This window comes from Microbacterium phyllosphaerae (genome assembly GCF_017876435.1).
In the GTDB taxonomy this organism is placed as follows: domain Bacteria; phylum Actinomycetota; class Actinomycetes; order Actinomycetales; family Microbacteriaceae; genus Microbacterium; species Microbacterium phyllosphaerae.
Genome location: NZ_JAGIOA010000001.1, coordinates 772,660 through 796,012 on the forward strand (window position 1 = coordinate 772,660; position 23,353 = coordinate 796,012).

The 23,353-nt window shown below is 66.3% G+C and carries 20 protein-coding genes; 13 read left to right on the plus strand and 7 right to left on the minus strand.

The window, feature by feature from the left end; translation table 11 throughout:
- Positions 1–21 precede the first annotated feature (21 nt).
- The 3 genes from JOF42_RS18160 to JOF42_RS03750 are packed head-to-tail and all read right to left on the minus strand — an operon-like array spanning position 22 to position 3,241.
- A complete protein-coding gene (locus JOF42_RS18160) occupies positions 22–948 on the minus strand; it encodes a carbohydrate ABC transporter permease (protein WP_210096626.1) in 927 nt (308 codons plus the stop codon).
- Positions 945–1,913 carry a carbohydrate ABC transporter permease gene (locus JOF42_RS03745; protein WP_210096627.1) on the minus strand — a complete coding sequence of 323 codons (969 nt, stop codon included), beginning with the start codon at positions 1,911–1,913 and terminating at the stop codon, positions 945–947. Before JOF42_RS03745 ends, JOF42_RS18160 begins: the two co-directional genes overlap by 4 nt.
- Positions 1,914–1,924: 11 nt before the next feature.
- Entirely contained in the window at positions 1,925–3,241 is a 1,317-nt protein-coding gene (locus JOF42_RS03750) for an ABC transporter substrate-binding protein (RefSeq protein ID WP_210096628.1), read from the minus strand.
- Positions 3,242–3,417: 176 nt separating this feature from the next.
- Here JOF42_RS03750 and JOF42_RS03755 point away from each other — a divergent pair, with 176 nt between their 5' ends.
- Positions 3,418–4,209: an alpha/beta fold hydrolase gene (locus tag JOF42_RS03755; RefSeq protein WP_210096629.1), complete on the plus strand. Its 792-nt coding sequence runs from the start codon at positions 3,418–3,420 to the stop codon at positions 4,207–4,209.
- Between the two features lie 43 nt (positions 4,210–4,252).
- Here JOF42_RS03755 and JOF42_RS03760 read toward each other — a convergent pair whose 3' ends face one another.
- A complete protein-coding gene (locus JOF42_RS03760) occupies positions 4,253–5,431 on the minus strand; it encodes a MalY/PatB family protein (protein ID WP_210096630.1) in 1,179 nt (392 codons plus the stop codon).
- Between the two features lie 278 nt (positions 5,432–5,709).
- Here JOF42_RS03760 and JOF42_RS03765 point away from each other — a divergent pair, with 278 nt between their 5' ends.
- The 9 genes from JOF42_RS03765 (at position 5,710) to JOF42_RS03805 (ending at position 14,461) form a co-directional block, all read left to right on the plus strand.
- Positions 5,710–7,266, plus strand: a complete 1,557-nt coding sequence (locus JOF42_RS03765) for an Ig-like domain-containing protein (protein ID WP_210096631.1) — start codon at positions 5,710–5,712, stop codon at positions 7,264–7,266.
- A 35-nt stretch (positions 7,267–7,301) separates the two neighbouring features.
- The gene (locus JOF42_RS03770) at positions 7,302–10,058 is read left to right on the plus strand and encodes a LamG-like jellyroll fold domain-containing protein (protein ID WP_210096632.1); all 2,757 of its coding nucleotides are present in this window, start codon (positions 7,302–7,304) and stop codon (positions 10,056–10,058) included.
- Between the two features lie 102 nt (positions 10,059–10,160).
- Entirely contained in the window at positions 10,161–10,493 is a 333-nt protein-coding gene (locus tag JOF42_RS03775) for a hypothetical protein (protein ID WP_210096633.1), read from the plus strand.
- A 49-nt stretch (positions 10,494–10,542) separates the two neighbouring features.
- A complete protein-coding gene (locus tag JOF42_RS03780) occupies positions 10,543–11,277 on the plus strand; it encodes a hypothetical protein (RefSeq protein WP_210096634.1) in 735 nt (244 codons plus the stop codon).
- 133 nt (positions 11,278–11,410) lie between these two features.
- The gene (gene gnd / locus JOF42_RS03785; protein WP_210096635.1) at positions 11,411–12,472 is read left to right on the plus strand and encodes a phosphogluconate dehydrogenase (NAD(+)-dependent, decarboxylating); all 1,062 of its coding nucleotides are present in this window, start codon (positions 11,411–11,413) and stop codon (positions 12,470–12,472) included.
- A gap of 43 nt (positions 12,473–12,515) precedes the next feature.
- Positions 12,516–12,974 (plus strand): GNAT family N-acetyltransferase, encoded by a 459-nt coding sequence (locus JOF42_RS03790; RefSeq protein WP_307803535.1) that lies wholly within the window; start codon positions 12,516–12,518, stop codon positions 12,972–12,974.
- Positions 12,975–13,090: 116 nt separating this feature from the next.
- The gene (locus JOF42_RS03795) at positions 13,091–13,411 is read left to right on the plus strand and encodes a hypothetical protein (protein WP_210096637.1); all 321 of its coding nucleotides are present in this window, start codon (positions 13,091–13,093) and stop codon (positions 13,409–13,411) included.
- Positions 13,412–13,454: 43 nt separating this feature from the next.
- Positions 13,455–13,835 carry a hypothetical protein gene (locus JOF42_RS03800; protein WP_210096638.1) on the plus strand — a complete coding sequence of 127 codons (381 nt, stop codon included), beginning with the start codon at positions 13,455–13,457 and terminating at the stop codon, positions 13,833–13,835.
- 65 nt (positions 13,836–13,900) lie between these two features.
- The gene (locus JOF42_RS03805) at positions 13,901–14,461 is read left to right on the plus strand and encodes a dihydrofolate reductase family protein (protein WP_210096639.1); all 561 of its coding nucleotides are present in this window, start codon (positions 13,901–13,903) and stop codon (positions 14,459–14,461) included.
- Here the strand turns inward: JOF42_RS03805 and JOF42_RS03810 are convergent.
- The gene (locus JOF42_RS03810; RefSeq protein WP_210096640.1) at positions 14,439–14,951 is read right to left on the minus strand and encodes a hypothetical protein; all 513 of its coding nucleotides are present in this window, start codon (positions 14,949–14,951) and stop codon (positions 14,439–14,441) included. The two genes, JOF42_RS03805 and JOF42_RS03810, sit on opposite strands and share 23 nt — an antisense overlap.
- Positions 14,952–15,058: 107 nt before the next feature.
- Between JOF42_RS03810 and JOF42_RS03815 the strand changes: the two genes are divergently transcribed.
- Complete coding sequence (locus JOF42_RS03815) at positions 15,059–15,628, plus strand: TetR/AcrR family transcriptional regulator (protein WP_307803536.1); 570 nt, start codon at positions 15,059–15,061, stop codon at positions 15,626–15,628.
- Between the two features lie 57 nt (positions 15,629–15,685).
- Positions 15,686–16,030 carry a hypothetical protein gene (locus JOF42_RS03820; RefSeq protein WP_210096641.1) on the plus strand — a complete coding sequence of 115 codons (345 nt, stop codon included), beginning with the start codon at positions 15,686–15,688 and terminating at the stop codon, positions 16,028–16,030.
- A 14-nt stretch (positions 16,031–16,044) separates the two neighbouring features.
- Here JOF42_RS03820 and JOF42_RS03825 read toward each other — a convergent pair whose 3' ends face one another.
- Positions 16,045–16,356 (minus strand): hypothetical protein, encoded by a 312-nt coding sequence (locus JOF42_RS03825; RefSeq protein ID WP_210096642.1) that lies wholly within the window; start codon positions 16,354–16,356, stop codon positions 16,045–16,047.
- A 71-nt stretch (positions 16,357–16,427) separates the two neighbouring features.
- Between JOF42_RS03825 and JOF42_RS03830 the strand changes: the two genes are divergently transcribed.
- Positions 16,428–16,703, plus strand: a complete 276-nt coding sequence (locus JOF42_RS03830) for a hypothetical protein (protein ID WP_210096643.1) — start codon at positions 16,428–16,430, stop codon at positions 16,701–16,703.
- 183 nt (positions 16,704–16,886) lie between these two features.
- Here JOF42_RS03830 and proA read toward each other — a convergent pair whose 3' ends face one another.
- Positions 16,887–23,339: an anti-phage protein ProA gene (gene proA, locus JOF42_RS03835; protein WP_210096644.1), complete on the minus strand. Its 6,453-nt coding sequence runs from the start codon at positions 23,337–23,339 to the stop codon at positions 16,887–16,889.
- Positions 23,340–23,353: the final 14 nt, after the last annotated feature.

The following is a 23,353-nucleotide window of genomic DNA, read 5'->3' on the forward strand; positions in this document are numbered from 1 at the left end:
TGCGTGCGGGGCGAGGATAGGTCACTTTATCGCGCCGAGCGTGACGCCCGTCTTCCAGTAGCGCTGCATCGAGATCATCATGATGGCCAGCGGGATCACCGAGATGAGCGCACCGGTGATGGTCAGTGCGGTGAGGTCGACGACCGAATTGGATCGGTTGACGAACCAGCTGTACAGGCCGACGGCGAGCGTCCACTTGTCGGAGCCCCGGAGCATGGTGAGGGGCAGGAAGAAGTTGTTCCAGTTCGCGACGAAAAGCAGGATGAACACGGTCGCTGCCCCTGTGCGCATCATCGGCAGCACGATCGTGAAGAAGATGCGCCACTCGCTGGCGCCGTCGATGCGCGCGGCTTCGAGGAGTTCGTCCGGCACTGCGCCGTCGACGTAGACCTTCGCGAGGTACGCCCCGAACGGGGAGACGAAGAACGGGATCAACACCGCCCACATCGTGTCGACGATGCCCAGCTGGGAGAAGAGCAGGAACAGCGGGAGGGTGATCAGCGTGCTCGGGATCAGGAACGAACCGACGACGATCCCGAGTCCGATCCCGCGTCCGCGATACGTGAACTTCGAGAGCGAGTAGCCCACGGCGATCGAGATCAGCGTGCAGACGGCGGCGCCGACGCCGGAGTACACCAGCGTGTTCAGCACCCATCGGAAGAAGATGCCGTCTTGGTAGGTCGCGAGCGACTCGAGGTTGGCCCAGAGGTTGAAGTCGGCGAACCACAGGCCGTTCGAGTTGTAGAGGTCGCGGCGGTCTTTCGTGGCGTTCACGATCAGCCACCAGATCGGTGCGACGGAGTAGATCGCGAAGAGGATGAGTCCGATCAGGGCGACGAGCTGTTCGGATCCGGCCCGGCGGCGAGGGCGAGGGATGCGTTCGAGAGGCGTCGTCCGTCCTCGCACCACGGATGCTCGGGCCGGCGCCTCGAGGTGGTCGACGGTCACGATGCGTCCTTCCGGGTGGTGAGCTTGTAGAAGCCGAACGAGAGCACGCCCAGCAAAGCGGCGAGCACGACCGAGAGCGCGGCGGCGTAGTTGTAGTTGTTGCTCGCGAAGGCCTGGAAGTAGATCGACATGATGGGTGTGAAGTCCTTGGTCACCGTCTCGGGCGAGGCGGCACGGAACAGTAGCGGCTCGTTGAAGATCTGCAGCATCCCGATGATCGAGAGCAGTCCGGTGAGCACGAGACTTCCGCGGATGGCGGGGATCTTGATTGACCAGGCGATGCGCAGCGCCCCTGCCCCGTCGACGCGTGCGGCCTCGAGTACCGACCGGTCGATCCCGCGCAGTGATCCGTAGAGGATCAGCATGTTGAATCCGAGGACCATCCAGACGATGAGGTTGCCGATCGAGAACCACAGCATCGAGGGTGAGAAGAGGTTCACGTCGATGCCGAAGAAGTCGCCGACGGAGGTGAAGGGCCCGACTCGCGGTGAGTACAGGTAGACCCAGATCAACGAGGCGACGATCGCCGGCACCATGTAGGGCACGAGCAGGGCGGTGCGGAATCCGCTGGCGCGCACTTCGGATGACAGGCTGTCGAGCAGCAGGGCGGCGGTCAGGCTCAGTCCGAGCGAGATCGGAATCTGGATGACGGCGAAGATCGCCACCCGCACCATCGACCCCCAGAATCCCTCGTCGGAGAACGCGCGCACGTAGTTGTCGATCCCGGAGAAGACGACCTCTGTGCCACCCAGCCCGAGCCCACCGCTGGACTTCACGGAGAAGAAGCTCTGCTGGATCGCGTACAGGATCGGCAGGACGAAGACGAACGCGAATCCGATGTAGAACGGGGCCGCGAAGGCCAGACCGGCGCGATTCTGCGAGGCTCGCCAGCCGCGTCGTGCGGTGGGCGGAGAGCCCACCGCACGACGCGTGGTGCGGGGTGACGGGGCAGAGGAGATGGTCATGGTGTGCGCTGCTACTCCGCGACCTGGATGTTCTTCGACGTCAGGTCATCGATGGTCCACTCCTGCATGTGCTCGAGGAGCTCCTGCATCGTGGCCTCTTTGGTGATCACCTTGGCCCACCAGTCGGTGAGCTCCTCGGTCGCGGACGCCTGGTTGGGGCCTTCGATCATCGAGCGTGCGGTGTTGGCGGCTTCGAGCACCACGGCGGGTGCGTCGGCGCGGGTGTCTCCGAGCAGTTCGTTCGGCAGCAGCTGGTCGATCACCGACTCGGGGTCGGCGACGACCGGGAAGGCCGCCGCGCCCTCGGTCGGGTCGGCGAGCAGGGCGATCGCGTCGGGGTCGGTGGCGGTCCACCGCGCGAACTCGACTGCCGTCTCGGGGTGATCGGTCGAGGGAGAAATCCCGTAGATGTTGTAGTAGCTCGGCGAGACGAGATCAGCCGAGGCGGACTCGGACGGATATGACGCCAGCTCCCAGTCGCCGACCGACGAAGCGAAGTTCTGCTCGTAGACCGGAAGCTGCCAGGTCGAGGTGGTGAACTGCGACAGCTGGCCCGATGCGAAGAACTGCATCAGAGCATCCCACTCGATGTAGGTGTTGTTCGAGACGATGTCGGCGTCGATCGCCTGCTGGATGATCTCGCCGGCCGCGAGAGACTCTTCTGACGTGAAGCCGATCTTCCAGGCGTCGTCCTCGGGCTGCCACCACTCGGCACCGAACTGCGTCGCCAGGTCGCGCAGGTACGAGGGATCCTCGCCCGGCAGGTTCATGCTCTTGATGTCGCCCTGCTGTTGCATCGTCGTCGCCTGCTCGAGGAACTCGGCCCAGTCGGCCGGAGCCTCGAACCCGAACTGGCCGAAGGTCGTGGTGTTGATCGCATTGAACGTGGGGTTCGTCGCGTACGGCACGCCGACCACGGTGTCGCCGACGCTCACGAAGTCGAAGGCGCCCTCGGCGATAGCCCCGTCGTCGTTGTCGAACCATTCGGCGATGTCTCGCGAGACGCCGTCGGCGAGGAATGACACCGAGTACGTGCGGGGGACCTCGAAGACATCGGGTGCGTTCCCTGCGGTCGTCGCGTTCTGCAGTGCCTGCGAAAGGTCGGAGTCTCCACCCTGTTCGACATAGGTGATCTGGGCCTCGGGGTGCTCTTCGTTCCAAAGGTCCACCTGAGCCTTCTGGCCCTGCGTCTTTCCCCAGAAGGTCAACTCGATCGGGTTCTCTGCCGACCCGGCATCCCCGGTGCCGCTCGTGCTTCCCGAACACGCAGCGAGGCTCAGAACCAGGCCTCCCGCTGCGATGGCCATCAACGCCTTTCGCGCTGTCATCTTCTTCTCCCTTGATGAAGCTGATCTGCTGCTCGATGCGAGCAAGCGCTATCAAAGTAGAACGCGAGAGCATGCTTGTCAACACCTATTTCAATGGATCATGGATGCGCTAACGCTTGCGCAACTTGCGCATGGTGCGGCAGAGTGGGTTCATTCGTTGCACATCGGAAAGGGACGTGGTGGCTGCAGTGACGCGCACACCGGTGGTGCTGGTGCACGGCTGGGCAGGATCGGCCGAGAGCTGGCGACCGATTCAGGATGCACTCCCCGCGAGTACGTGGGATGCCGTCGCGGTACGGCTTCCGGGCTCGCCTGGAGGAGGGCCTGGGCCCGCCACGATCGCCCAGGGTGTGCGCATGGTGGTCGATGTGCTCGAGGGTCTGGCTTCTCCGGCTGTGCTCGTCGGGCACTCGATGGGGGCGCAGGTCACGATGCTCGCCCATGGGCATGCGCCCGACCTCGTGCAGAGCGAGGTCGTGGTCGATGCGGCGTACGCGGGTGCCGCCGAGTCGCGCCAGAACATGGCGGACTGGGCGACGGCGATCGAACGTGAGGGGTTGCCACGCGTGTCGGAGTTCTTCGCCTCCGCCACGGTGGGGATGCTGCCGGGTGATGCTCGGCGGGTGCTGGCTGACCTGCACGACACCGCGCCGGCGGTGATCGCGTCGTATCTCCGCTCGGAGTATGTCGATCCGGATGCCATCGGCCTGAGCCCAGCGACCGAGGCTGCTGCGAGTGCCCGCCGCAGACCCGTGCTGTCGTTGCACTCGACGCTCGACAGCGTGCAGCGCGAGGCGTCGCTTCACACGCCTCCGGGGTCTGCTTCGCAACTGTGGGAGGGGTACGGTCACTACCTGCATCTCGAAGATCCGCAGCGGTTCGTTCGCGTCCTCGACGAGTGGCGGAACGCGCGGGAGGTCCAGCGCAGCGAGTCCCAGAGTCGGATCGTGCCGGCTGGGTCTGGCTGAGTTCCCGCGCCGCGTGCCGGCGGCGCCGGGCCTAAACCGAAACCTAGACCGACGCCGCCTCCCGCTCGCGCAGCGCCACGGCGATGCGCTCGACCGCTTCGACCATGACGGGCCGGGGCAGCGCGAACACGAACCGCGTGTACCCGATGGCGGCCACACCGCACGCGGCACCGTCCGTCATCGCGACGCGCGCATGCTCACGGAACCATGCCCCGAGGTCACCGCTCAACCCCGTCTCGCGGAAGTCGAGCAGGGCGATGTAGCTGCCTTCGGGCACGATCATCCGCACGCCGGGCAGCTTCTCGTCGACGAGCTGTGCCAGCATCCGCCGGTTGCCGTCGAGGTACTCGACGACCTGGTCGAGCCATTCGCTTCCTGCAGTGTAGGCGGCGGTGTTCGCGACGACGCCGATCGTCGAGGTTCCGTGGCCGGGCCAGAAGCCCAGGCGTTCCCAGAGTTCGGCATCGGCGTCGTTCGAGATGATGATCTGGGCGCACTTGAGACCCGCGAGGTTCCACGCCTTCGACGCCGAGGTCGCGGTGAGAGTGTGCGCGGCGGCGGCATTCGACACCGAGGCGTAGGGGATGTGCGTCGCCGGCGCGTAGACGATGGGCGCGTGGATCTCGTCCGCGAACACCCGACCGCCCGCCGCGGTCACGGTATCGGCGATGGCGAGCAGCTCGTCACGTGTCGCGACGGTGCCGAGGGGGTTGTGCGGGTTGCAGAGCACGAGCATCTCGCCGCCGTCGCGGAATGCCTGGGCCACGGCGTCTAGGTCCATGAGCCATCGCCCGTCGACCTCGATGCTCGGCACCTCGATCACCCTGCGGTCGCGCATCGGAGGCACCAGCAGGAACGGCATGTATGCGGGCGTCGGCACGATGATCGCCGACCCGGGCGTCGTGAAGTTGTCGATCGCCAACTCGAACGCGGCGATCACGTCGGGCACGTGGTGCACCCGCTCGGGCGCGACCTCCCACCCGTACGAGTTCGCGTACCAGCGCGCGGTCGCTGCGGAGAGGTCCTTCGCGAGCTTCTCGGGCAGATACCCGGTGACGCCCAGATCGAGAGCATCCTTCACCGCACCGGTGATGGCCGGCGCGAGTCCGAAGTCCATCTCGGCGACGAAGGCGCCGATCGTGTCGGGGAAGGTCGTCCATTTGACGCTGCCTGCGTTGCGCAGGTCGTCTTGCGTGATCTGGTCGAACGCGCCGGGGGTCATCCCGCCTCCTCTGTGTGGTCGCGACCTCTGTCTGGTCGCCGGGCCCGTCTCCTGCAGAAGGATCGGGTGTCTCAATCCTTTCACCAGGCAGCGAGCGCAGGGTCGCCCCGACCGCTGACGCACCCGTCGGTCCGGGTCGCCGACCGGATTAACACGAACGCCGAATCCTGTTCACGTGTCATTCATTAACCGGTCCCCTCGCCGCATCCGCGGTCACTAGGTTCGTCCTCGGCGCGGCGAGACCCTGATCGTCTGCGCTGTCGAAAGGATCCCCCTCCATGAGAACCGCTACTCGGCGTGCCCGCCGGCGTGCCATCGCGACCCTGGGCGTGGCCGCCCTCACGGCCGTCGCTCTTCTCCCCTCCGTCGCGCAGGCTGACGCAGCCGCAGACCCAGACCCCACGCTGCTCGGCGACCCGACGCCGTTGCTGATCGAGAGCCTGTCTGCCCCCGGCAAGGTCATCGAGATCGGCAATGCGGCGGCCCAGCCGACGATCCCCGACAGCACTCCGGCGGCGGCCGCCGTGTTCCCGTTCGCGAAGACGGCGGATGCTCTCACGGCGCAGGCCGTGCTCGCCTACCCGGTCGAGGCGTCGCCCGAGCGGTTCGTATTCGCGAACGCCGAAGGCGAGGTGCTCGCACGTCGCACGAACATCGATCCGAACTACCGGTACCTGACGATCCCCGGTCTCACCCTCGACGAGGCGGCGACCGACCCCAGCGCGCAGTGGACGATGAGCGACGCGGGCGGCGGGTACTCGTACCTCCGCAACGTGCAGACCTATGCGAGCGGCGCGACAGCCAATCTCGACATGTACAACTGGGCGACCGCGGCCGGGTCTGAGGTGCAGACCTACGACGCCGGCACCGCGAACGTGCAGAAGTGGCGCACGCACCGCCTGACCGCCGAGGTCGCCCCGGTCGAGCAGCGCGTCGACACCGGCAAGCCCCCGAAGCTCCCTACCGCGCTCACCGGCCGGTACAGCTGGGGCCTCACCACCCCGCTCGCGAACATCACCTGGAACGCGCCGAGCGCCGACGTCTGGACGGTCGACGGCACCGTGACCGTCGAGGGCACCGGCGTCGGATTCTTCGGCGAGACCGTGCCGGTGAAGGCCGAGTACCTCGTCGGCTCGCTCGGCGGCGCCACCGATGTGGCGATGACCGGCTACGTCGGCCAGACGCTCAAAGAGCTGCAGATGCACGCGCCCACCACGGTGCAGCGCACGATCTCGGGCTCGGGAACCACGGTCACAGCCCCCGTCACGTGGGACTGGTCGGCGCTCGCCGCCGATGCCACCGCGACGGCCGGCGTCATCGAGGTTCCCGCCGCGGCATCCACCGGGTTCGCCGCCCGCCTCACGATCACGATCGCCCCGGCGGCGAGCGTGAACATTCTGCGCGGTGCCGGCATCCACTGGGACTACACGCACCTGAACGGCTCAAACTTCAGGCTCACCGACGGTGTGCGCGACGTCGCCGGCTTCGACGACTGGAAGAGCGGCGGGGCCGCGAACCGCGTCAACCCGAACACCGTGTCGTTCTACTTCGACCAGCCGCGCCAGCTCACGGGTGCGGCCGTCTACGACATCGGCGGCCGCCAGAACGTCGGCGGCGTCACGGTGCAGTACCGCGACCTGATCGGCGGATGGATCGACATGCCCACCCAGGCGATGACCTGGCCGTACGTCAACGCGACGCCGAACCTGAGCCTCGAGTTCACCAGCACCCCCGTGCTCGCGACCGGTATGCGCGTCGTGATCACGAACAAGTCGAACGACAACTGGATGAGCCTGTCCGAGGTCGAGGCCTTCGGGCCCGCGCTCGCCGGCTGATCCGCTGACTGCCTTCTGAGACCCGAGGAAGACCGATGAACCCTCCTGCCCGTCGCCGTTCCTGGCGAGCTTTCACCGCGACAGCGATCGCGGCCGGACTGCTGGCGACCACCGCCGCGCCGGCTGCGGCAGCATCCACTCCCGAACCGGTCCTGCGCGGTGCGCTCGCCGCGGCTGCCGACACCGTCGCCACCGAGCTGCGGTCGAGCTTCGTGCTGCCGGTGATCCCCGACACGCAGTTCTATTCGCGCTACAGCGCGTCGCAGTTCTACCCGAAGTACGACACCAACCCGTTCGAGGTGCAGACCGACTGGATCGTCGAGAACAAAGACGAGCTCAACATCCCGTTCGCGGTGCATGTGGGCGACGTCGTCGACCAGGAGTGGGTGACGGGCGAGTGGGATGCCGCGGCCAAGGCCATGAAGATCCTCACCGACGGGGGTGTGCCGTACTCGGTCGTGCCCGGAAACCACGACGTCGCGAACATGAACGCCCGCTCGTCCGAGGCGAACTCGTGGCAGTACCTGCAGCGGTTCGACAAGGGACGGATGCAGACGCAGGGCGGATCGACGTTCGTCGACAGCTTCCAGAACGGACTCTCGACGGCGTACATCTTCGAGGCCGAGGGGCATCAGTGGATGTCGCTCGCGCTCGCCTGGAACGCCTCGGCCGACACGTTCGCGTGGGCGCAGGGCGTGCTCGACGCGCACCCAGGCATCCCGGTGGTGCTGTCGTCGCACGCGATCATCAACATCGATCTCGATCAGACGTCGCCCGCCGACTGGTGGTGGGGTGAGGAGCTGTGGAACCAGCTGATCCGCAAGAACGACGAGATCGTCGTCACGGTCAACGGGCACTTCCACGGCACCACGATGCGGCAGCGCACGAACGACTTCGGTCACCCCGTCTACCAGGTGCTGACGGACTATCAGATGGCTGCCGACGGCGGCAACGGCTACATGACGCTGTTCGAGTTCGACCTCACCAACGATCGCATCGACGTCGAGTCGGTGTCGCCGTGGGTGACGGTGAAAGACAAGGAGTCGCTCACCGCGAACGACACTCCCGTGCTCGACGGGCCGTGGCAGTCGTTCTCGATGGCCGTCGATTTCGAGGGCCGCTTCGGGTACAAGCCGGCGGAGGCGACGCAGGGCGACCTGTCGGAGCGCGCGAAGGAGATCGTCTCCGAGGGCTGGGACGGCGACGGTGTCGGCGAACACTGGGCTGCGGCCGGACGAGCGGATGACTACATCGACGTCGACGGCACCGTGGCGCACTGGCGCTTCGGGTCGGTCGCTGAGGGAGTCGTCGACGAGACCACGGTGATCCCGGATGTCGCGGGTGCGAGCCCCATGTATCGCAGCGCGATCGACAACACCGATGCTCCCGAGAAGCTCGAAGACGTGCAGGTCTCGCACAAGAACGTGCCGTTCTACTCGGCCGACCGCGGAGCCGTGTGCTTCTCTGACGTGCACCGCAACGCCACCGGGCCCGACAACATGTCGTACATCTCGACCGAGTACGGGGCACCGGCCACCTTCGCCGACCTCGACTCGTCGTCGGGCTACACGGTCGAGGCCTTCCTGCAGCTCGACGAGGACTGGACCGAGGCGGCCAACCGCTGGAGCGCGGCGCTCACCCGCGGCGGCGCCCGTCAGTGGATCGGCGTGAACGACTCGTCCGACCCCGGTGCGGGGGCTGCTTGGCTCGGCATCTCGAGCCTGCGCGAGTACCAGTTCTCGGCCGGCGACACCGACACCCGCAACTCGTACACGCTGTGGTCGGGCGAGATCATGCAGGGCTCGTGGCACCACGTCGCGATCGTCAACGACCCGGTCGCCGACACCGTGATCATGTATGTCGACGGTGTGCCGGTGCTGCGCAACGCGTCGAAGGTCGGCGGCATGATGGCCGCGGACTTCATGCCGTGGATCATCGGCGCCTCGACCTGGAACACCGAGGTCGAGCACGGCTGGCACGGCTGCGTGGGCGAGACGCGCGTCGTCGACCACGCTCTTGCGTCGTCGGAGTTCCTGTACCAGCGTGTCGACCTCGACGCCTCGCTGGCCGTGACGACCGATCTCGTGTCGGTTCGTCCGTCTGACGCGGTCGTCTCCTCGCTCGAGGGAACCGGGCATGCCGGAGCATCCGTCTCCGTCTCGGTCGACGGTGCGGCTGCCGGGTCGGTGGTCGTCGGTGCCGACGGATCGTGGTCGCTGCCGTTGACCTCTCCGATCGCAGGGTCGGGCTCGCACGAGCTGTCGTTCGTGCAGTCGATCGGCACGCGATCGGGTGAGGCTTTCGAGGGCGTGCTCGTGATCGGCGAGTCGACCGCGTGGACGCCCGATGAGGCCGACCTCGTGCCGTCGCTCGAGGGCGTGGTGACGGTCGATCCGTCTCGCTTCGCTCCCGGCGCGACCGTGAAGATCTCGATGCCGGAGGGGCGCGATGGCGAGTCGGTCTACGGGTTCCTGTTCTCGACGCCGACGGCTCTCGGATCGGCGTCTGTGTCGGGGACCACCGCCACGCTTACCGTCCCCGCGAGCGTGCCCTTCGGCGAGCACCGCTTCGCCCTCTACGCCGCTGACGGAACTCTGATCGGGTGGGACGCCGTGACCGTGTTCGACCCCGACGCCCTCACCCCGGGCGGATCGGGAGCCGGATCGGATGCCGGTGGCGACCCGCTCGCCACCACCGGCCTCGACGCGCAGTGGATGCTGCTGTGGGTCGCGCTCGGCGCCGGAGTGATCGCCCTCGGAATCACGCTCGTGCTGCGGAGGCGCAGGGCCTGACGTCGGGTCAGTCTCGCTTCGTTCGCTCGTTCGTCGAGCGGGCGGAGCGAGACGGCTCGCGTTCCCTAGCCGCCGACGCCTGGCGAGCTATATGGTGCAGGCATGGACGGCACACAGGATGCTCCGCGTGAGCGCATCACCGAGCAGGTTCGCGACGAGGCGGAGAGTGCCAGTTCGACACCACCACCTATGAGCCGCAAGACCGTTCGTCGTCTCTCGTGGGCTCTCGCGTGGGGCCTGCCCGTCATCGCACTGATCGTCGGCATCGCGCTGACGGCCACGGGGGCGGTCGAGCAGTGGGAGCCGTTGGGTGAAGGAGCGTACGACGTCACGCTGCTCGCCGTCTGGCCCGCCGGGCTCGTTCTCCTCGCCGTCGGCGCGCTCGGGCTCGCGGCCGCTGCGATCGCGACCGCGGTGGTGATGACCGAGCGCTGAGCCCTCCTGCACCCGGCATCCCGCGGAATCGCGTGGATACGATGAGGGCATGACCGATGCCTACAGCTGCGAAGAGCTCGTCTCACGACTTCCGGTGACGCTCGGGCGTCTGAGCGAGGTCGCTGAGTACGACGTCGAGCGGATGCGGGCGATCGCCCGTGAAGAGGGACTGGAGCACTTCCCTCGACCTCGCATCGATGATCAGCGGGCGCTCCGTCTTCAGCATTCCGACGGAGACGCCGCGAGCGTCGCCCGTAAGCTCCGCGCCGCGATCGCGAAGGTGCTCGGCAAGCCCACCGGAACCGACAAGGTCTACAGCTCAGGGCCGTTCATCTGCGAGCTGAGTGTGCGTGACGACCTCGTGCGCGTGCAGGTTCGGCCACAGCGATCCTTCGAATCGATCGGAGCCGCGGCGGCGGCCTGGATGTCGGGAACGCCGTTCTCCGAATGGGCTGAGCAGGGCGGTGCGGCGATCATGCATCCGAGCGATTCGCTGATCCGTGCACCCCGCGTCGACGAACGGTCGGGCCGCCTGTCGTTCGCTGTCGAGCTGGGGTCGGGTCTGCATCCTGCAGGGCTCGTCGTCAATGATCTTCCGGCGAGGCGCGAGGCGCTCGCCGCGTACATCACCGAGCAGGTGGGTGAGCCCGAGGCGCCGCCCTACTTGACCCAGCGCAAGGCGTGGCTGAGGGGGCAGCGCCAGCTCATGTTGGCCGGATACCGCGGCAGCGGCAACCACTCGCTCACCTTCACCCACGACGGCGGCGGTGCGGTGGCCTGGTAGCGGCGAGCATCCGCTTTTCGCGCGCGATCGAGCGCTCGCATCCGCATGACCATTGAGTGCCTCCCGCACCCGTGCCAGGATTGCCCCGACTCGGCTCGCGGCATCGCGGGTCGGCTGTGACGAAGGGATTCTCATGCAGCTGGCGATGATCGGACTCGGCCGGATGGGCGCCAACATCGTGCGCCGCCTCATGCGGGCGGGGCACGAATGCGTGGTCTACGACGTGAACGCGGATGCTGTGCAGGCGCTGGTCGCCGAGGGAGCCGTCGGCGCCGACAGCATGGCCGACCTCGCGTCGAAGCTCGAGGCGCCGCGGGCCGTGTGGATGATGGTGCCCGCATCGCTCACCGGATCCGTCGCCGACCAGGTCGCGGAGGTGCTCGACGAGGGCGACATCCTGATCGACGGCGGCAACTCGAACTACCGCGACGACGTGCGGCGCGCGAAGACGTTCCGCGAGCGCGGCATCCACTACGTCGATGTGGGCACGAGCGGTGGCGTCTTCGGGCTCGACCGCGGCTACTGCCTGATGGTCGGCGGACCGGACGAGGCCGTCGAGCGCATCGAGCCGGTGCTGAAGACGATCGCTCCGGGTGTCGGCGAGATCGAGCGCACGCCCGGTCGCACCGGTGAGCTCACCGCCGAGGAGCAGGGGTATCTGCACTGCGGTCCGTCGGGTGCCGGGCACTTCGTGAAGATGGTGCACAACGGCATCGAGTACGGCATCATGGCGTCGATCGCCGAGGGCCTCAACGTGCTGCACAACGCGGATGCCGGGGTGCGAGAGGCCGAGCACTCGGCCGAGATCGCCCCGCTGGAGGAGCCGGAGTTCTACCAGTTCCCGATCGACACCTCGAAGGTCGCGGAGCTGTGGCGTCGCGGATCCGTGATCTCGTCGTGGCTGCTCGACCTGACCGCCGCCGCGCTCGCCGAGAACCCGCAGCTCGACGGTCTCGCAGGCCGCGTGTCTGACTCGGGCGAGGGTCGCTGGACGGTCAAGGCCGCGGTCGACGTGGGCGTGCCCGTGCCGGTGCTCGCGGCATCCTTGTTCGAGCGCTTCGCCTCGCGGGATGAAGACCACTTCGCCAACCAGGTGCTGTCGGCGATGCGCCTGCAGTTCGGTGGGCATCAGGAGCTGCCCGCCGGAGATGTGCTGGAGGCGGGATCGCGCAAGGCGGAGTCGGACAGTGCCTGACCCCGACCCGGTCCTTGAGCGAGCGGAGCGAGACGAAACGCCTGTGCGCCGGGCCGAAGTCTCGGATGCTGTCACCGTCGCTGAACTCCTGCACGCGTTCAACACCGAGTTCGACACCGAGACTCCGGGCGTCGAGGTGCTCGCCGCTCGGCTGCGGATGCTGCTCGACGAACCGTTGACGTTCGCCGTGCTCGGCGGCTCACCTGCGACCGGCGTCGCGCTCGTGACCCTGCGTCCGAACGTGTGGTCAGACGGACCGGTCGCGCTGCTCGACGAGATGTACGTCGAGCCTGAGCAGCGGGGTAGCGGCATCGGCAGCGCGATCCTGCGGCGGATGGTCGAGATCTGCCGCGAGCTCGGAGTCGCAGCGATCGAGATCAACGTCGACGAGTCGGATGCCGCGGCGATGCGCTTCTACGAGCGGCACGGTTTCAGCGGCACCGACCCGGACTCGGGCGAGCGGGCGTTCTACTTCTACCGGGCGTTGGAGGGGGAGGGGTAGACGGGCGGACCCGTCCGCAGAATACTGCCTAGGACTCTTTCGTGTGCTTATGTACCTCATGTGACGTCATGTAGGACTGATGGCTCCTCCGCCCCTCAGCGTGGAGGGAAAAGCGAATGCTGACGTGTCTGGCCGTGATCGCACTGGCGTTGGGCGCGGGTCTGCTCTTCGGAGCGCGCATCGAGCCTCCGTTTCGCTGGGCTGGAAACGTCGGGGCACTGATGATCACGGGGTGTGTGATCGTCGCTGGTATCCATCTCGGTGATGCGGCCGAATGGCTCGGTCCACTCTTCTCCACCATCGCTGTCGTCACGGCAGTGCTGGTCGAGGCCGAGTCACGCAGGCGTGAACCACGGTTCGTCGGTGAGTCCTACTGGCAGCGAGTGCTCCTCGTGATCTCTCGCAGGTCGGGGCGCATCGATGCGAGCGACGAGTGAGACGTCGCGCACCACTGGGTCTGGTCCTCATGATCGCGTGTCCGTGGGATGCACTGCTCATCCGGCATCGAGCGTGTCGCCCAGCCCCGTCGCCGACTATCCACCGAGCCCGATCGACACGATCACCGATCCTTCGAGTGGCCTCTTCGTAGACTTCACCGTCGACGCCGTCCTTGATGAGACGGGGAGCGGGCCAGCCACCTTCGAGCTACCCGAGGTCGACGACAAGGTCGCGTTCTACGTGACATGCTCACCGACGGCCGAGTACCGCATCGACGTGTTCGACTCCTTCGTGAGCGGAGACTGCAGCGACGTACTCGCAGCGTTCGGGACGATCCCCGTGAGCGGAGAGTCGCGCACTGTGCGTCTGTCGGTTCCCGACGGGGCGATGTTTCACATCGTCGGCATTGAACAGGGCGAGTGATCGGCCGGCACCAGCAGTACTCTGATCCTCATCCGGCACCGCCCGCATCGAAGGAGATCGGCGAGATGAGACCACTGCGCTACGCGATCAACGTCACGCTCGACGGCTGCGTCCATCACGAGGCGGGCGTCGCTCCCGACGAGGAGCTGATGGGCTTCTGGACGGCGGAGATGCAGCGAGCGGATGCCGTGCTCTACGGCCGGACGACCTACGACATGATGGAGGGCGCCTGGCGGCGTCCGGCATCCGGGGTGTGGCCCGACTGGATGGATGAGTGGGAAGTCCCGTTCGCAGAGGCCCTCGACCGCATACCGAAGCATGTGGTGTCGAGCACGCTGGAGTCGGTCGACTGGAACGCCGAGCTCGTCCGAGGCGACGTGGGCGAGGCGGTTACGCAGCTAAAGGCGCAGCCGGGTGAGGGGCTGTCCGTCGGCGGCGTGACCTTGCCGCTCGCGCTCGCCGAGCTGGGTCTGATCGACGAGTTCACCTTCGTCGTGCATCCGATCATCGCCGGGCACGGGCCCAGGCTGCTCGACGGGCTGAACGAGCGTATCGAGCTCAAGGAGGTGGGCCGTCGGGTGTTCGATTCCGGTGCTGTGGCGGTCACATACCGTCCGCGGCGGTGATCACAGCTGCTGGCGTCTGAGGAGCCCATGATCTGCGACCGATCCACAGTGCGGTGAAACCCGCGTAGGCGCTGAATACCGCTGCGGACCCGAGCACCAGGATCCAGAGGCTCAGCCCATTCTGATAGAGCCAGCTCATGTAGATGAGGAACAACGCGCTCCCCAGCGCGCCTCCGATGCCGGCACCGACGCTGGTTCTCATCCGATCTGCCGGTGCGCCATCGATGCTCGTCGAGACGCGCTTTCCGATGTATGCGCCGAGGGCGGAGGTCAGCCCGGAGACGGCGCCCGTGACGACTGTGGGTGCCACGATGAGCATCGCGAGCCAGTACCAATCGGTCCATTGGCGGTCGTCCGCGGAGCCGAGCGAGTCGGTGAGGTACGGTGCGCCGTGGATGATCAGCATCGTCACGATGAAGAACACGAGTCCGAAGAGTGTGAGCGCGAGAGTCAATATGCCCATGCTGAGCGGCCCTCGTGTCTCCCTCATCCCGCGACTCTATCCAAGACCGTGTGGAGCCACACCGGTCACTGAGCGAGGCCCGCAAAGCGGCCCGAGACGAAACGCGCCGCCCGCAGCCTCGGTAGCCTGTTCTGGTGCCTCGTCCCCGAAGTGAAGCCGCGCGCCAGTCCGTGCTCGAGGCGATGCGCGCCGCCGTCGTGGCCGGTGAGTACGAGGCGGTGACGATCGAGGGTCTCGCGGAATCGGCGGGCGTCTCCAAGCAGACGATCTACCGCTGGTGGCCGTCGAAGGCAGCGATCCTCGGCGAGGCGCTGCTCGAGGGAGAGGTGCCCCTCGCGGATGCAACCGTCACGATGAGCGACGACATCCGGGCTGACCTGCACGCCTGGTTCTCCGCGATGTCCGCCGGTATGGAGCGGCCCGAGGGTGTCGCACTCGCCCGGGCTCTGATCGCGGTGACGGCCACGGATCACGAACTCGGGCTGGCCCTCAACGAGCGTCTCGCGGCGCCGATCCGCGCGTGGGTCGCCGAGCGGATTGCGCGCGGTCAGGCGGCAGGCGAGATCCGCGAAGACGTGGATGCTGCTGCCATCGCTGACCAGCTCATCGCCATGGCGTCGTACGCCGCGCTCATCGGTCAGCCGTTGAGCGCCGAGCGCGTTACGGCGACGGTGACGCGGCTGCTGCGAGGGATCGCTCGCTAGCTGGTCACGGCGTGCAGTAGGCGACCATCGCGTCGGTCGCCGTGCGCAGCTGGGTGGATGCCGCATCCATCCCCCGGCGTCCCCGGTGATGGCCTTCTCGCCCTCGGCGACGAACGCGTCGATGCTCGTCGTCCACGAGTCGCGGAGCGTGACGAATTCCTCGGGTCCGTCGACACCACGGATGTTCTCGGCGACCTTCTTGACCTCATCGAGCGCCGCCTGCGCAGCCTCGGGAGTCGGCGAGCTGACGCTCTCGATCACACCGGCGACCTGGGTGGCCTGGGCGGCGACCTGTCCGCAGGCGGCGATGGTCGCGGCCTGCGAGCATCCGGAGAGCAGCAGGATGCCGACGGCCAGCGACGCGAGCGCGGGGAGCTTCTTCATGACAGTCAGGGTAGGTGACGCAGATGTGAGATCTACTGCGAGCCCCACGCGACGCCGACGAAGGTCCCGGGCTTGCCTGCGGCTTCTGCGTAGGCGATCTCGCGGAGCGTCGATTCGCCGAAGTGCTCACCCCGGTTCACGACGACCACTCGATCGGCGAGGTCGATCCTGCGGAGGTGCAGTTCGCCCAGCGCGGTCTTCTGTTCCTCGGTGATCGGACCGTCGATCTCAGTCGGCATGAGGACGATGCAGCCAGCGAGCGACAGGCCCTGACTCACCACGCGCATATCCTCGACGAACCGCATGGAGCCGCAGATGCAGACGATCTCGGGACGCTCGGGCACGGTGTCAGTCTTTCATCCGCTCGGGAGGCGGTGGCCTACTTCGGCTGGGTGCCGCGGTCTAGGCTCGGCTCATGAGCGAGCCCAGTGCCGAGCCCTCCCTGATCCAGCAGCGCATGGCATTGCAGCGCCGCAAGAACTTCGCGCTCTACTCGATCGTGTTCTCCGCGGTCATGGTTGCAGGATGGGTCGTCACGCTCGTGCTCGATCCGAGCGCGCTGTACCGATGGTTCGGCCCTGCCATATTCGGCGTCGGAGTGTTCATCGGGATCTTCGAGCTACGCAAGGCGCGGCGAGCGATCGGAGAGTTCGGAGGCCGGCACGGCAGTCGTGCCGGCCTCCAAGAGTGAGGTAATTACTGGACTGACCATCCTCCGTCAGGCAGCTGGTCCGACGCCGCGAGCATATGGGGAGCCGGCAGAATCCCGGTGGCGGGTGCAGCGAGCGCAGAGCTCTCTCTCAGCGGGCGCCCGGGTGCATGGTGAAGATGCGCGATCACTGGCCCGGCCATCCTGGACGGGTGCCCCACCCCGTCAACTCGCTGCCGTGATCAACCCCCCGGAACGTCGCTGGAGCCGGCCGGAGCTCAGGCCAGTATCCAAGGCCTCGCTCAGGCGATCGCCGATGCCGGACGTCACGCGCTTACCGCCGAACAGCCCGAGCGACTCCCGCTTGATCTCCTCGTCCGTCATTCCGCCGCTCAGGTCCGCGACGACCGCCATGGCGTTGGCGATCTCCGCCAGAGGGACATGCTCGAGGGGGCGAGCAGTCCCGTTGACTGGCCGGCGGACCTCCCGCCAGGTGAGTGGATCGACACCTTGCGGCCACAGAACCGCACGATCATTCGGTCGAACGAAATCCGGTGGGACGCAGCGAAGGATTGCATCCGCCCGAGAGGCGTGGACCTTGCTCAGACCGAAAGCACCGGCCACGAGCTTCACCAGCCGCATTCGGTGGATAGGGCCTTCATGCGTGATCACTTCCTGGACCAGTTCGCGTATGCGCTGAGCGGCTCCCGGGGACGGGAGAGCGTCGAGAACCGCGACGCCGCCGGCCGCTCGTGGTGACCACTCAGAGAAATCCCGAAGACGGGGATGCTGCAGGTCGGTGACCCCGGGTGCTGATGCCGACCGAGCGAGGACGACGGGTTGCGACTCCGCCACGCCAGATCCGGTCTCGACGTGAGCGGCGGTCGCGACGGGGTCCGATGCTGTGTCGATTGCTCGCGCTTCGACGCCCGTCGAGACTGAACTGCGCTTCCCAGTTTCGTCGGCACGACGCGCAGCAGTTGTCGCCTCCGTAACGGCGCGACTGATTCGGTCGAGGGTCGTCTCCCGTTGCTGCAGCCACTCGGGAAGCCATACACGCTCCACGCCCGGCCAGTGCATGAGGCCCTTCAGGACGTCGGTGGGCAGCGCGTCTCGATCGGCCACAGTGCGCCGCTCGCGCCACGTTGGGCCGTCGAGCAGAACGGCGAGTACCGGTTGCTCAGGATCGTCTGCTGCCGAGATTGCTATATCGACGCGGAAATCAGAGAGACCGATGTCCGTCTGCACCACGTGCCCTCGGTCGCGAAGCGTGGCGGCGATCTCTTCTCGATGGCGATCGACGAACCCGGGCCGAGCCACCTCGTCTGCGTTCTCATCGATACCGTCCGCAGCAAGCTGCAGATAGGAGCGCAGGTGCTTGATTCCTACGGATGACGTCTGTTCAGCTCTCAGGTCAGACGGGTCGAAACTGGCGAACAGAATCACTTCTCGACGTGCTCTGGTGATGGCCACGTTGAGGCGGCGCTCTCCGCCCGCACGCGAGAGCGGTCCGAAGTTGAGTGGCAGGTCGCCACGTTCGTTCGCACTGAAAGCCACGGAGAAGAGAATCGTGTCTCGCTCGTCTCCCTGTACGTTCTCGAGGTTCTTGACGAACAGTCCGTCGCGCTGATCGAGAGCGGTGGCGATCCGGTCGTCCGCTTCGTCTCGCAGAAGTGATTCGATCAGCGAGCGTTGCTGCGCGTTGAAGGTCACGACGCCGAGCGATGGAGGAGTGTTGGACGTGGCGAAGCGCCGTGCGATGTCCCCGACGATTGCACGGGCCTCGACGATGTTGGTGCGAAGGTCTCGCCCCCGTCCGCTTCTGTTGAAGTGCCCGTCGACCCTGACCAGTGATACTCCATGACCGGACACCGAGGGCTGTGAAGAGGCGCTCGTCGGCCAAGGCGCAGGGAAGGATGCGAGTCGGCCGTCGTAGTATTTGTGATTGCTGAAAGCGATCAGCGCCTCGTCCTGACTCCGGTAGTGCCAGGACAACCAGCGCCGGGGCACCTGCGCTTGGACACATTCGCTCAGGATCGATTCCTCATCGGCGATCGCGGTGCTGTCCGCGCTGACCACCTCATCAGAGTCGGTCACGACGTCTGCGAAGCTTGTAGGTGGCATCTGTTTGCTGTCGCCCACCACCACCACCGAGTTCGATCGCCCCATCGCGCCGATCGCATCGGGAACTCTGATCTGCGACGCTTCATCGAAGACGACGACGTCGAACAGGTCGCCGGTTGCCGGGAAGAACCGCGAGACGGATTCCGGACTCGCCAGTACGCACGGGGTGATCTGCGTGATCAGCTCTGCGTAGCCGTCCATCAGCCCACGTACTGAGAGCCCCCCGCGCTGACGCCCGATCTGACGCTTGAGTTCGCCCAGGCGCCCGCCGTTGTATGCTGCGTCGATCTTCCTCCGGCCGAGTATTTCGGCGGGGATCCAGCGTGGAAGCTCGGCTCGGATCGCGGCTGTGCTCGAGGTGAATCTTTCGACGGATCGGCCGTGAGCCTGAGGGTCGAATATCTCGAGGCCCTGAGCTTGCTCGCGCTCCACCAACGATGAGGCCGCCACGCCTTTGTCGAAGGCGATCGACGCATCGTCTGCCAGAACGCGTCCCGAGATGAGTGCTGCGTGTGCCTCGGAGAGCCCGTAGCTTCGCAGAGGCTCGAGCGCCCGAGCGAACGCCACCCATCTCTGCAGGGACGTGGGAGTAGAGGTTTCGAGTGCCCGCGAACCGCGAGTGCTTCCCCACGCATCGACCACGGCGCGCGGCGAGGCCCAACTCTTCAACACCCCGGCTCCGACCTTCGGCGAAGCCATCACTTCGAGTGAACGCCAAGCGGTCCCGAGCTTTGCGAGCGCACCGGAGAGCGCCGGATCCGCAGGCGAGGTGCGATAGGTCTCTCGCAGAATCGTCGCGTCCAGATCATGAGGTCGCAACTCGAGAGCCCCGCTGAGCCAGACGAGCCAATCGAGCTGCGACGCGGCGCGAGCCGCGTCGGTCGCATCGAACGGGTTCCAACTCGCACCGACCACGGAGACGGGGAGCGAGAGGAGTCCGTTGCGCAGAGCAGTCGCCGACGCCGCTGTCGCTTCCACCTGTCCGGTCAACTGCGCGATGGATTTCGGAGGCACGCTCTTCAGAGGCACCAACAGGCTGTCGCCGAACATCTCGAGCGCCGATCGTTGACGCTTGCGTCGGCCGAAGAACCCAGAGGCATCGGCAGCCTGAGCTGCTACGTGAACGGCGCTCGGCGTCGGGTTCGCGCTCAGCGCGCCGAGGCCAACGGTGTTCACCCACTGTGGTGGTGTGGACGTGAGCGTTCGAAGGTGCTGTTGAAGAGCGCTGAGTTCACCGGATCGGACTCGGGGGAGCAGCTGATCGAGGGACTCAAGGGAGAAGCGTGGAGCTCCCGCGAGCTGGGACCAGCGTTCGATGAACTCAGGCGAGGTACTGTGCGAGAGTGCCGGCGACTCGCCGGTCGTGACGAAGACGTCTCCGATCGCCTGGTCGAAGTCCATCGCTGCTCGATGCAGGGCCCCGATGTCCGAAGGGTCATGAGACGTGACGTCGACGAAGCCCCACCCGTTGAGCTCCGCTGGGCGGACAAGGTCGGCAGTGTCAGGCAGGCGTCTCAGTGTCGTGCGGACGAAGTCGATCTGCGTGGTGGAACTCGTCGAGACGAAAGCGGTCGGGATGTCGAGCGTAGGAGCATCGGGCTCGAACGCCAGGAGGCGATCCCTCGAGGTGTAGAACGACATGCCCGCGGTGTTGCTCTCGTGGAGGCGGTCAGCGTACCGGCGCAGAGTGTTCCGGCTCGATACCGCATTCTCGTTCTGCGCGCTCAGGGCGGCACCGTCGGGGCGCGCCGTTGTTTCGAGTGCCTCTTTCAGCTGCGCGCGGACGGCATTCGGGCGAGCACCTTTGTCATGGAGATCGAGCGAGAAAGGCCCCAGTCCGACTGCATCGAGACGCTGCTTCACGACGTCCAGCGCCGCGCGCTTCTCAGCGACGAAAAGCACTCTTTTGCCGTTGACGATGGCATGAGCGAGCAGGTTCGTGATGGTCTGCGACTTCCCAGTGCCGGGAGGGCCCTCGAGTACGAACGTCCGGTCCGCGACCGCTTCCGAGACCGCGTCGAGCTGCGAGGAGTCCGCCGGGACGGGCAGGGACGTTCCGAGAGCATCCAGATCCACTGAGGTCGGCGACGGCGATGGGTCCTCGAACGCTGCGGTCGGCGTATGGACGAGATGCTTGACGAGCGGGTTGGAGGTGAATGTCTCCCAACTCTCGTCGAGGTCCTTCCACAGCCGATACTTGCCGAACTGAAGGATCGACAGATCTGCGGAGTCCTCAACGGTGAACGGCAAGCGCGCCTCCGCCAATCCCTGCCGCGCGGCCGCGAAGGCGGCTGCGAGGTTGATGCCGGCTTCATCCTTTGCCGGGTTCTCGAGACCGGGTATGCGGATGCCGTGCGTCACTCGCAGCTTCTCTAGCAGGCAGTAGTTCGGTGTGGATTCACCTGTGTCGTCGACGCGAACACGGAACACAGAGCCGCGGCCCGCAGGCTCGAGAGTCACAGGCACGAGGATGAGCGGCGACCTGAGGTCGCGATCGTTGAACCGCCAGCGCAGCATTCCGAACGCGACATAGAGATTGTTCGCGCCCGTTTCCTCGGCGATGGTGCGCGCTTTGTATGCCAGAGCGCGGAGTCGCGAGGTATAGGCGCCCTCCGTGATGTCGACATAGGCGGACTTTCGGGACATGAGCATGTCCGAGCGGGCAGCTTCAGGCAGGTCGCGTCCGAACTGAACGCCGCGGGTCTTGTCGACATCGGGGATGCGATCGCTGGGAAGGAGCGTGATCGCGGACCCACTGTTGATCAGATCCTCGAATGCGGCTAGAGCTGGCTGTGGCACGGCGATGGAGTGACCTGCTGACGGCGTGTAGTTGATGAGCCGATTGCGCAGGCTCAGGTCGAGCAGGGAGTTCTTCCACGAGCTCACGCGCGCAGGCAGCCTGCGCGCGTCATCGCCGGTGAGATCCGTGGCGGAGGGGTTGTACTGCAATGGATCCGGAGCTGCGGCCGCGCGGTACTCGTGCACCGTGACTTCGCCGTTCGAGCCGATCGAGCGACTCGGCAGGGGATAGATAGCTGCTTGTCGAGCCTGTAAGACATCGGTCACGCCGATGACCAGAGTGGGATCCACGTTGCCGTCGGTGAATGGCTGCCGTCGGGCGATCCCGAACGGCGCGGATTCCGCACCTCCGGTCATCTTCGTCGTTTCCACGAGCCCGATCTTGCCCAGTCCGACGAGGTTGACCGCCTCGCTGGCCTCTGCCTGCGCAGGGGCGTCGAGGCTCGACCATTCCCGCCAGTACCCGAGGAAGATGTGACCCTCGAGGAGCCACAGGGTTGAGTTGATTCCCGCTTCTTCCAGCGCGGCAGCGAGGGTGAGCGTCGTGTCCAGGCAAGTGCCCAGTCGCCCCTCGAGAACCTCGGCGGGAGTACGCACCTTCTGGCCCGAGATCCCCCAGCTCGCGGGCGGTTCCGCGTAGCGGATGTCGCGCGCGCGTACGGCGTCGTAAATCGCTTCGACCATCGAATCGACCCGATTCGGGTCGCCCTGCTGGTACCCGTCCAAGGCCGAGGAACCCGTCCGGTTACCCAGAAGCGTCGATGCCTCGACCAGAAGAGCACTGATGGCCGACGACTGAGGCTGGATGAAGGCGGCGAGCAGCTCGAGACTCAGCGGCATCGGTTTGGCGATCCATTGATTCGCGGCCAGCAGTTGAACGTCCGCGCGTTGACTGGCGATCTCGTCGCCGTTCGCGTCTCTCAACGTCGCGGTCACCGTGCCGGGCATGGGCGACTCGACCGCGAGCATGCGAGCTGGATCCAACCGCAGATCGACGTTGCGAAGAGTGGTGTCATGTTCTCCGTCGAGGTCGACGAGCAATACGCGAGGGTCTCCCAGTGATCCCAACTGACAGTCGACCTCGACCTCTACGGAGGCGCCTCGCAGCTCGGGGCCTCGGTAGGAGACCGTCAGCTGCGGCACGACCGAGATGCCCGTTCGCGCGACAGCGAAACTCAACGGACTGAGCACAGAAGCGTCGAGCGAGGCAGCCGATCCCGGTTCGGCGGTGATCGCCGTGGACTCGAGGGCTACAGAGGCCGCGCGAGTGGCGGTCGGTCCGTTGGGGTCTTGGTGTTTCAATTCGGACGTGTTCAGCGCCGTCAGGACCTCTGACTTCAGGAGTCCGATCGCGTCGGCGTCCTCGTCAGCAGCGATCGCTCGCAGGAGGATCTCGGTTGAATCGAGAGCCCGGAAAGTCTGGGCGACTGTGAACTCTTCGCTGTGAGCCCACTTGTTGCGGACGTCTCGGAGCTCACTCGCGCAGTTGCTCGCTTGCCGGTCGACAAGGTCTGTGAAGGGGAAACCGAGATTGCCGAGGCGCTCCGTCAGGACGCGCAGTTGCAATGAAAGATCACGGGGGTTGTAGCGGTCGACTCGACGGCCGGCCTGCCGGTCCTTCGCCGCGAGGATCTGCGTCCAGTCCGATACCTCCGGAGCGACCTCGGAGAGACGTCGAGTCACGAACGGCCCCAGCGCGCGTGCTGCCGCCGTCAATGCCTGCTCGATGTATTCAAGCGGACTGAAGTCGCTCATTGACCCTCTATTCA

Coding starts and splice junctions, on each gene's coding strand:
- JOF42_RS03745 (WP_210096627.1), bottom strand. CDS start 1,913: ATGACCATCTCCTCTGCCCCGTCACCCCGCACCACGCGTCGTGCGGTG.
- JOF42_RS03750 (WP_210096628.1), bottom strand. CDS start 3,241: ATGACAGCGCGAAAGGCGTTGATGGCCATCGCAGCGGGAGGCCTGGTT.
- JOF42_RS03760 (WP_210096630.1), bottom strand. CDS start 5,431: ATGACCCCCGGCGCGTTCGACCAGATCACGCAAGACGACCTGCGCAAC.
- JOF42_RS03765 (WP_210096631.1), top strand. CDS start 5,710: ATGAGAACCGCTACTCGGCGTGCCCGCCGGCGTGCCATCGCGACCCTG.
- JOF42_RS03770 (WP_210096632.1), top strand. CDS start 7,302: ATGAACCCTCCTGCCCGTCGCCGTTCCTGGCGAGCTTTCACCGCGACA.
- JOF42_RS03775 (WP_210096633.1), top strand. CDS start 10,161: ATGGACGGCACACAGGATGCTCCGCGTGAGCGCATCACCGAGCAGGTT.
- JOF42_RS03780 (WP_210096634.1), top strand. CDS start 10,543: ATGACCGATGCCTACAGCTGCGAAGAGCTCGTCTCACGACTTCCGGTG.
- gnd (WP_210096635.1), top strand. CDS start 11,411: ATGCAGCTGGCGATGATCGGACTCGGCCGGATGGGCGCCAACATCGTG.
- JOF42_RS03795 (WP_210096637.1), top strand. CDS start 13,091: ATGCTGACGTGTCTGGCCGTGATCGCACTGGCGTTGGGCGCGGGTCTG.
- JOF42_RS03805 (WP_210096639.1), top strand. CDS start 13,901: ATGAGACCACTGCGCTACGCGATCAACGTCACGCTCGACGGCTGCGTC.
- JOF42_RS03810 (WP_210096640.1), bottom strand. CDS start 14,951: ATGAGGGAGACACGAGGGCCGCTCAGCATGGGCATATTGACTCTCGCG.
- JOF42_RS03820 (WP_210096641.1), top strand. CDS start 15,686: ATGCCGCATCCATCCCCCGGCGTCCCCGGTGATGGCCTTCTCGCCCTC.
- JOF42_RS03830 (WP_210096643.1), top strand. CDS start 16,428: ATGAGCGAGCCCAGTGCCGAGCCCTCCCTGATCCAGCAGCGCATGGCA.
- proA (WP_210096644.1), bottom strand. CDS start 23,339: ATGAGCGACTTCAGTCCGCTTGAATACATCGAGCAGGCATTGACGGCG.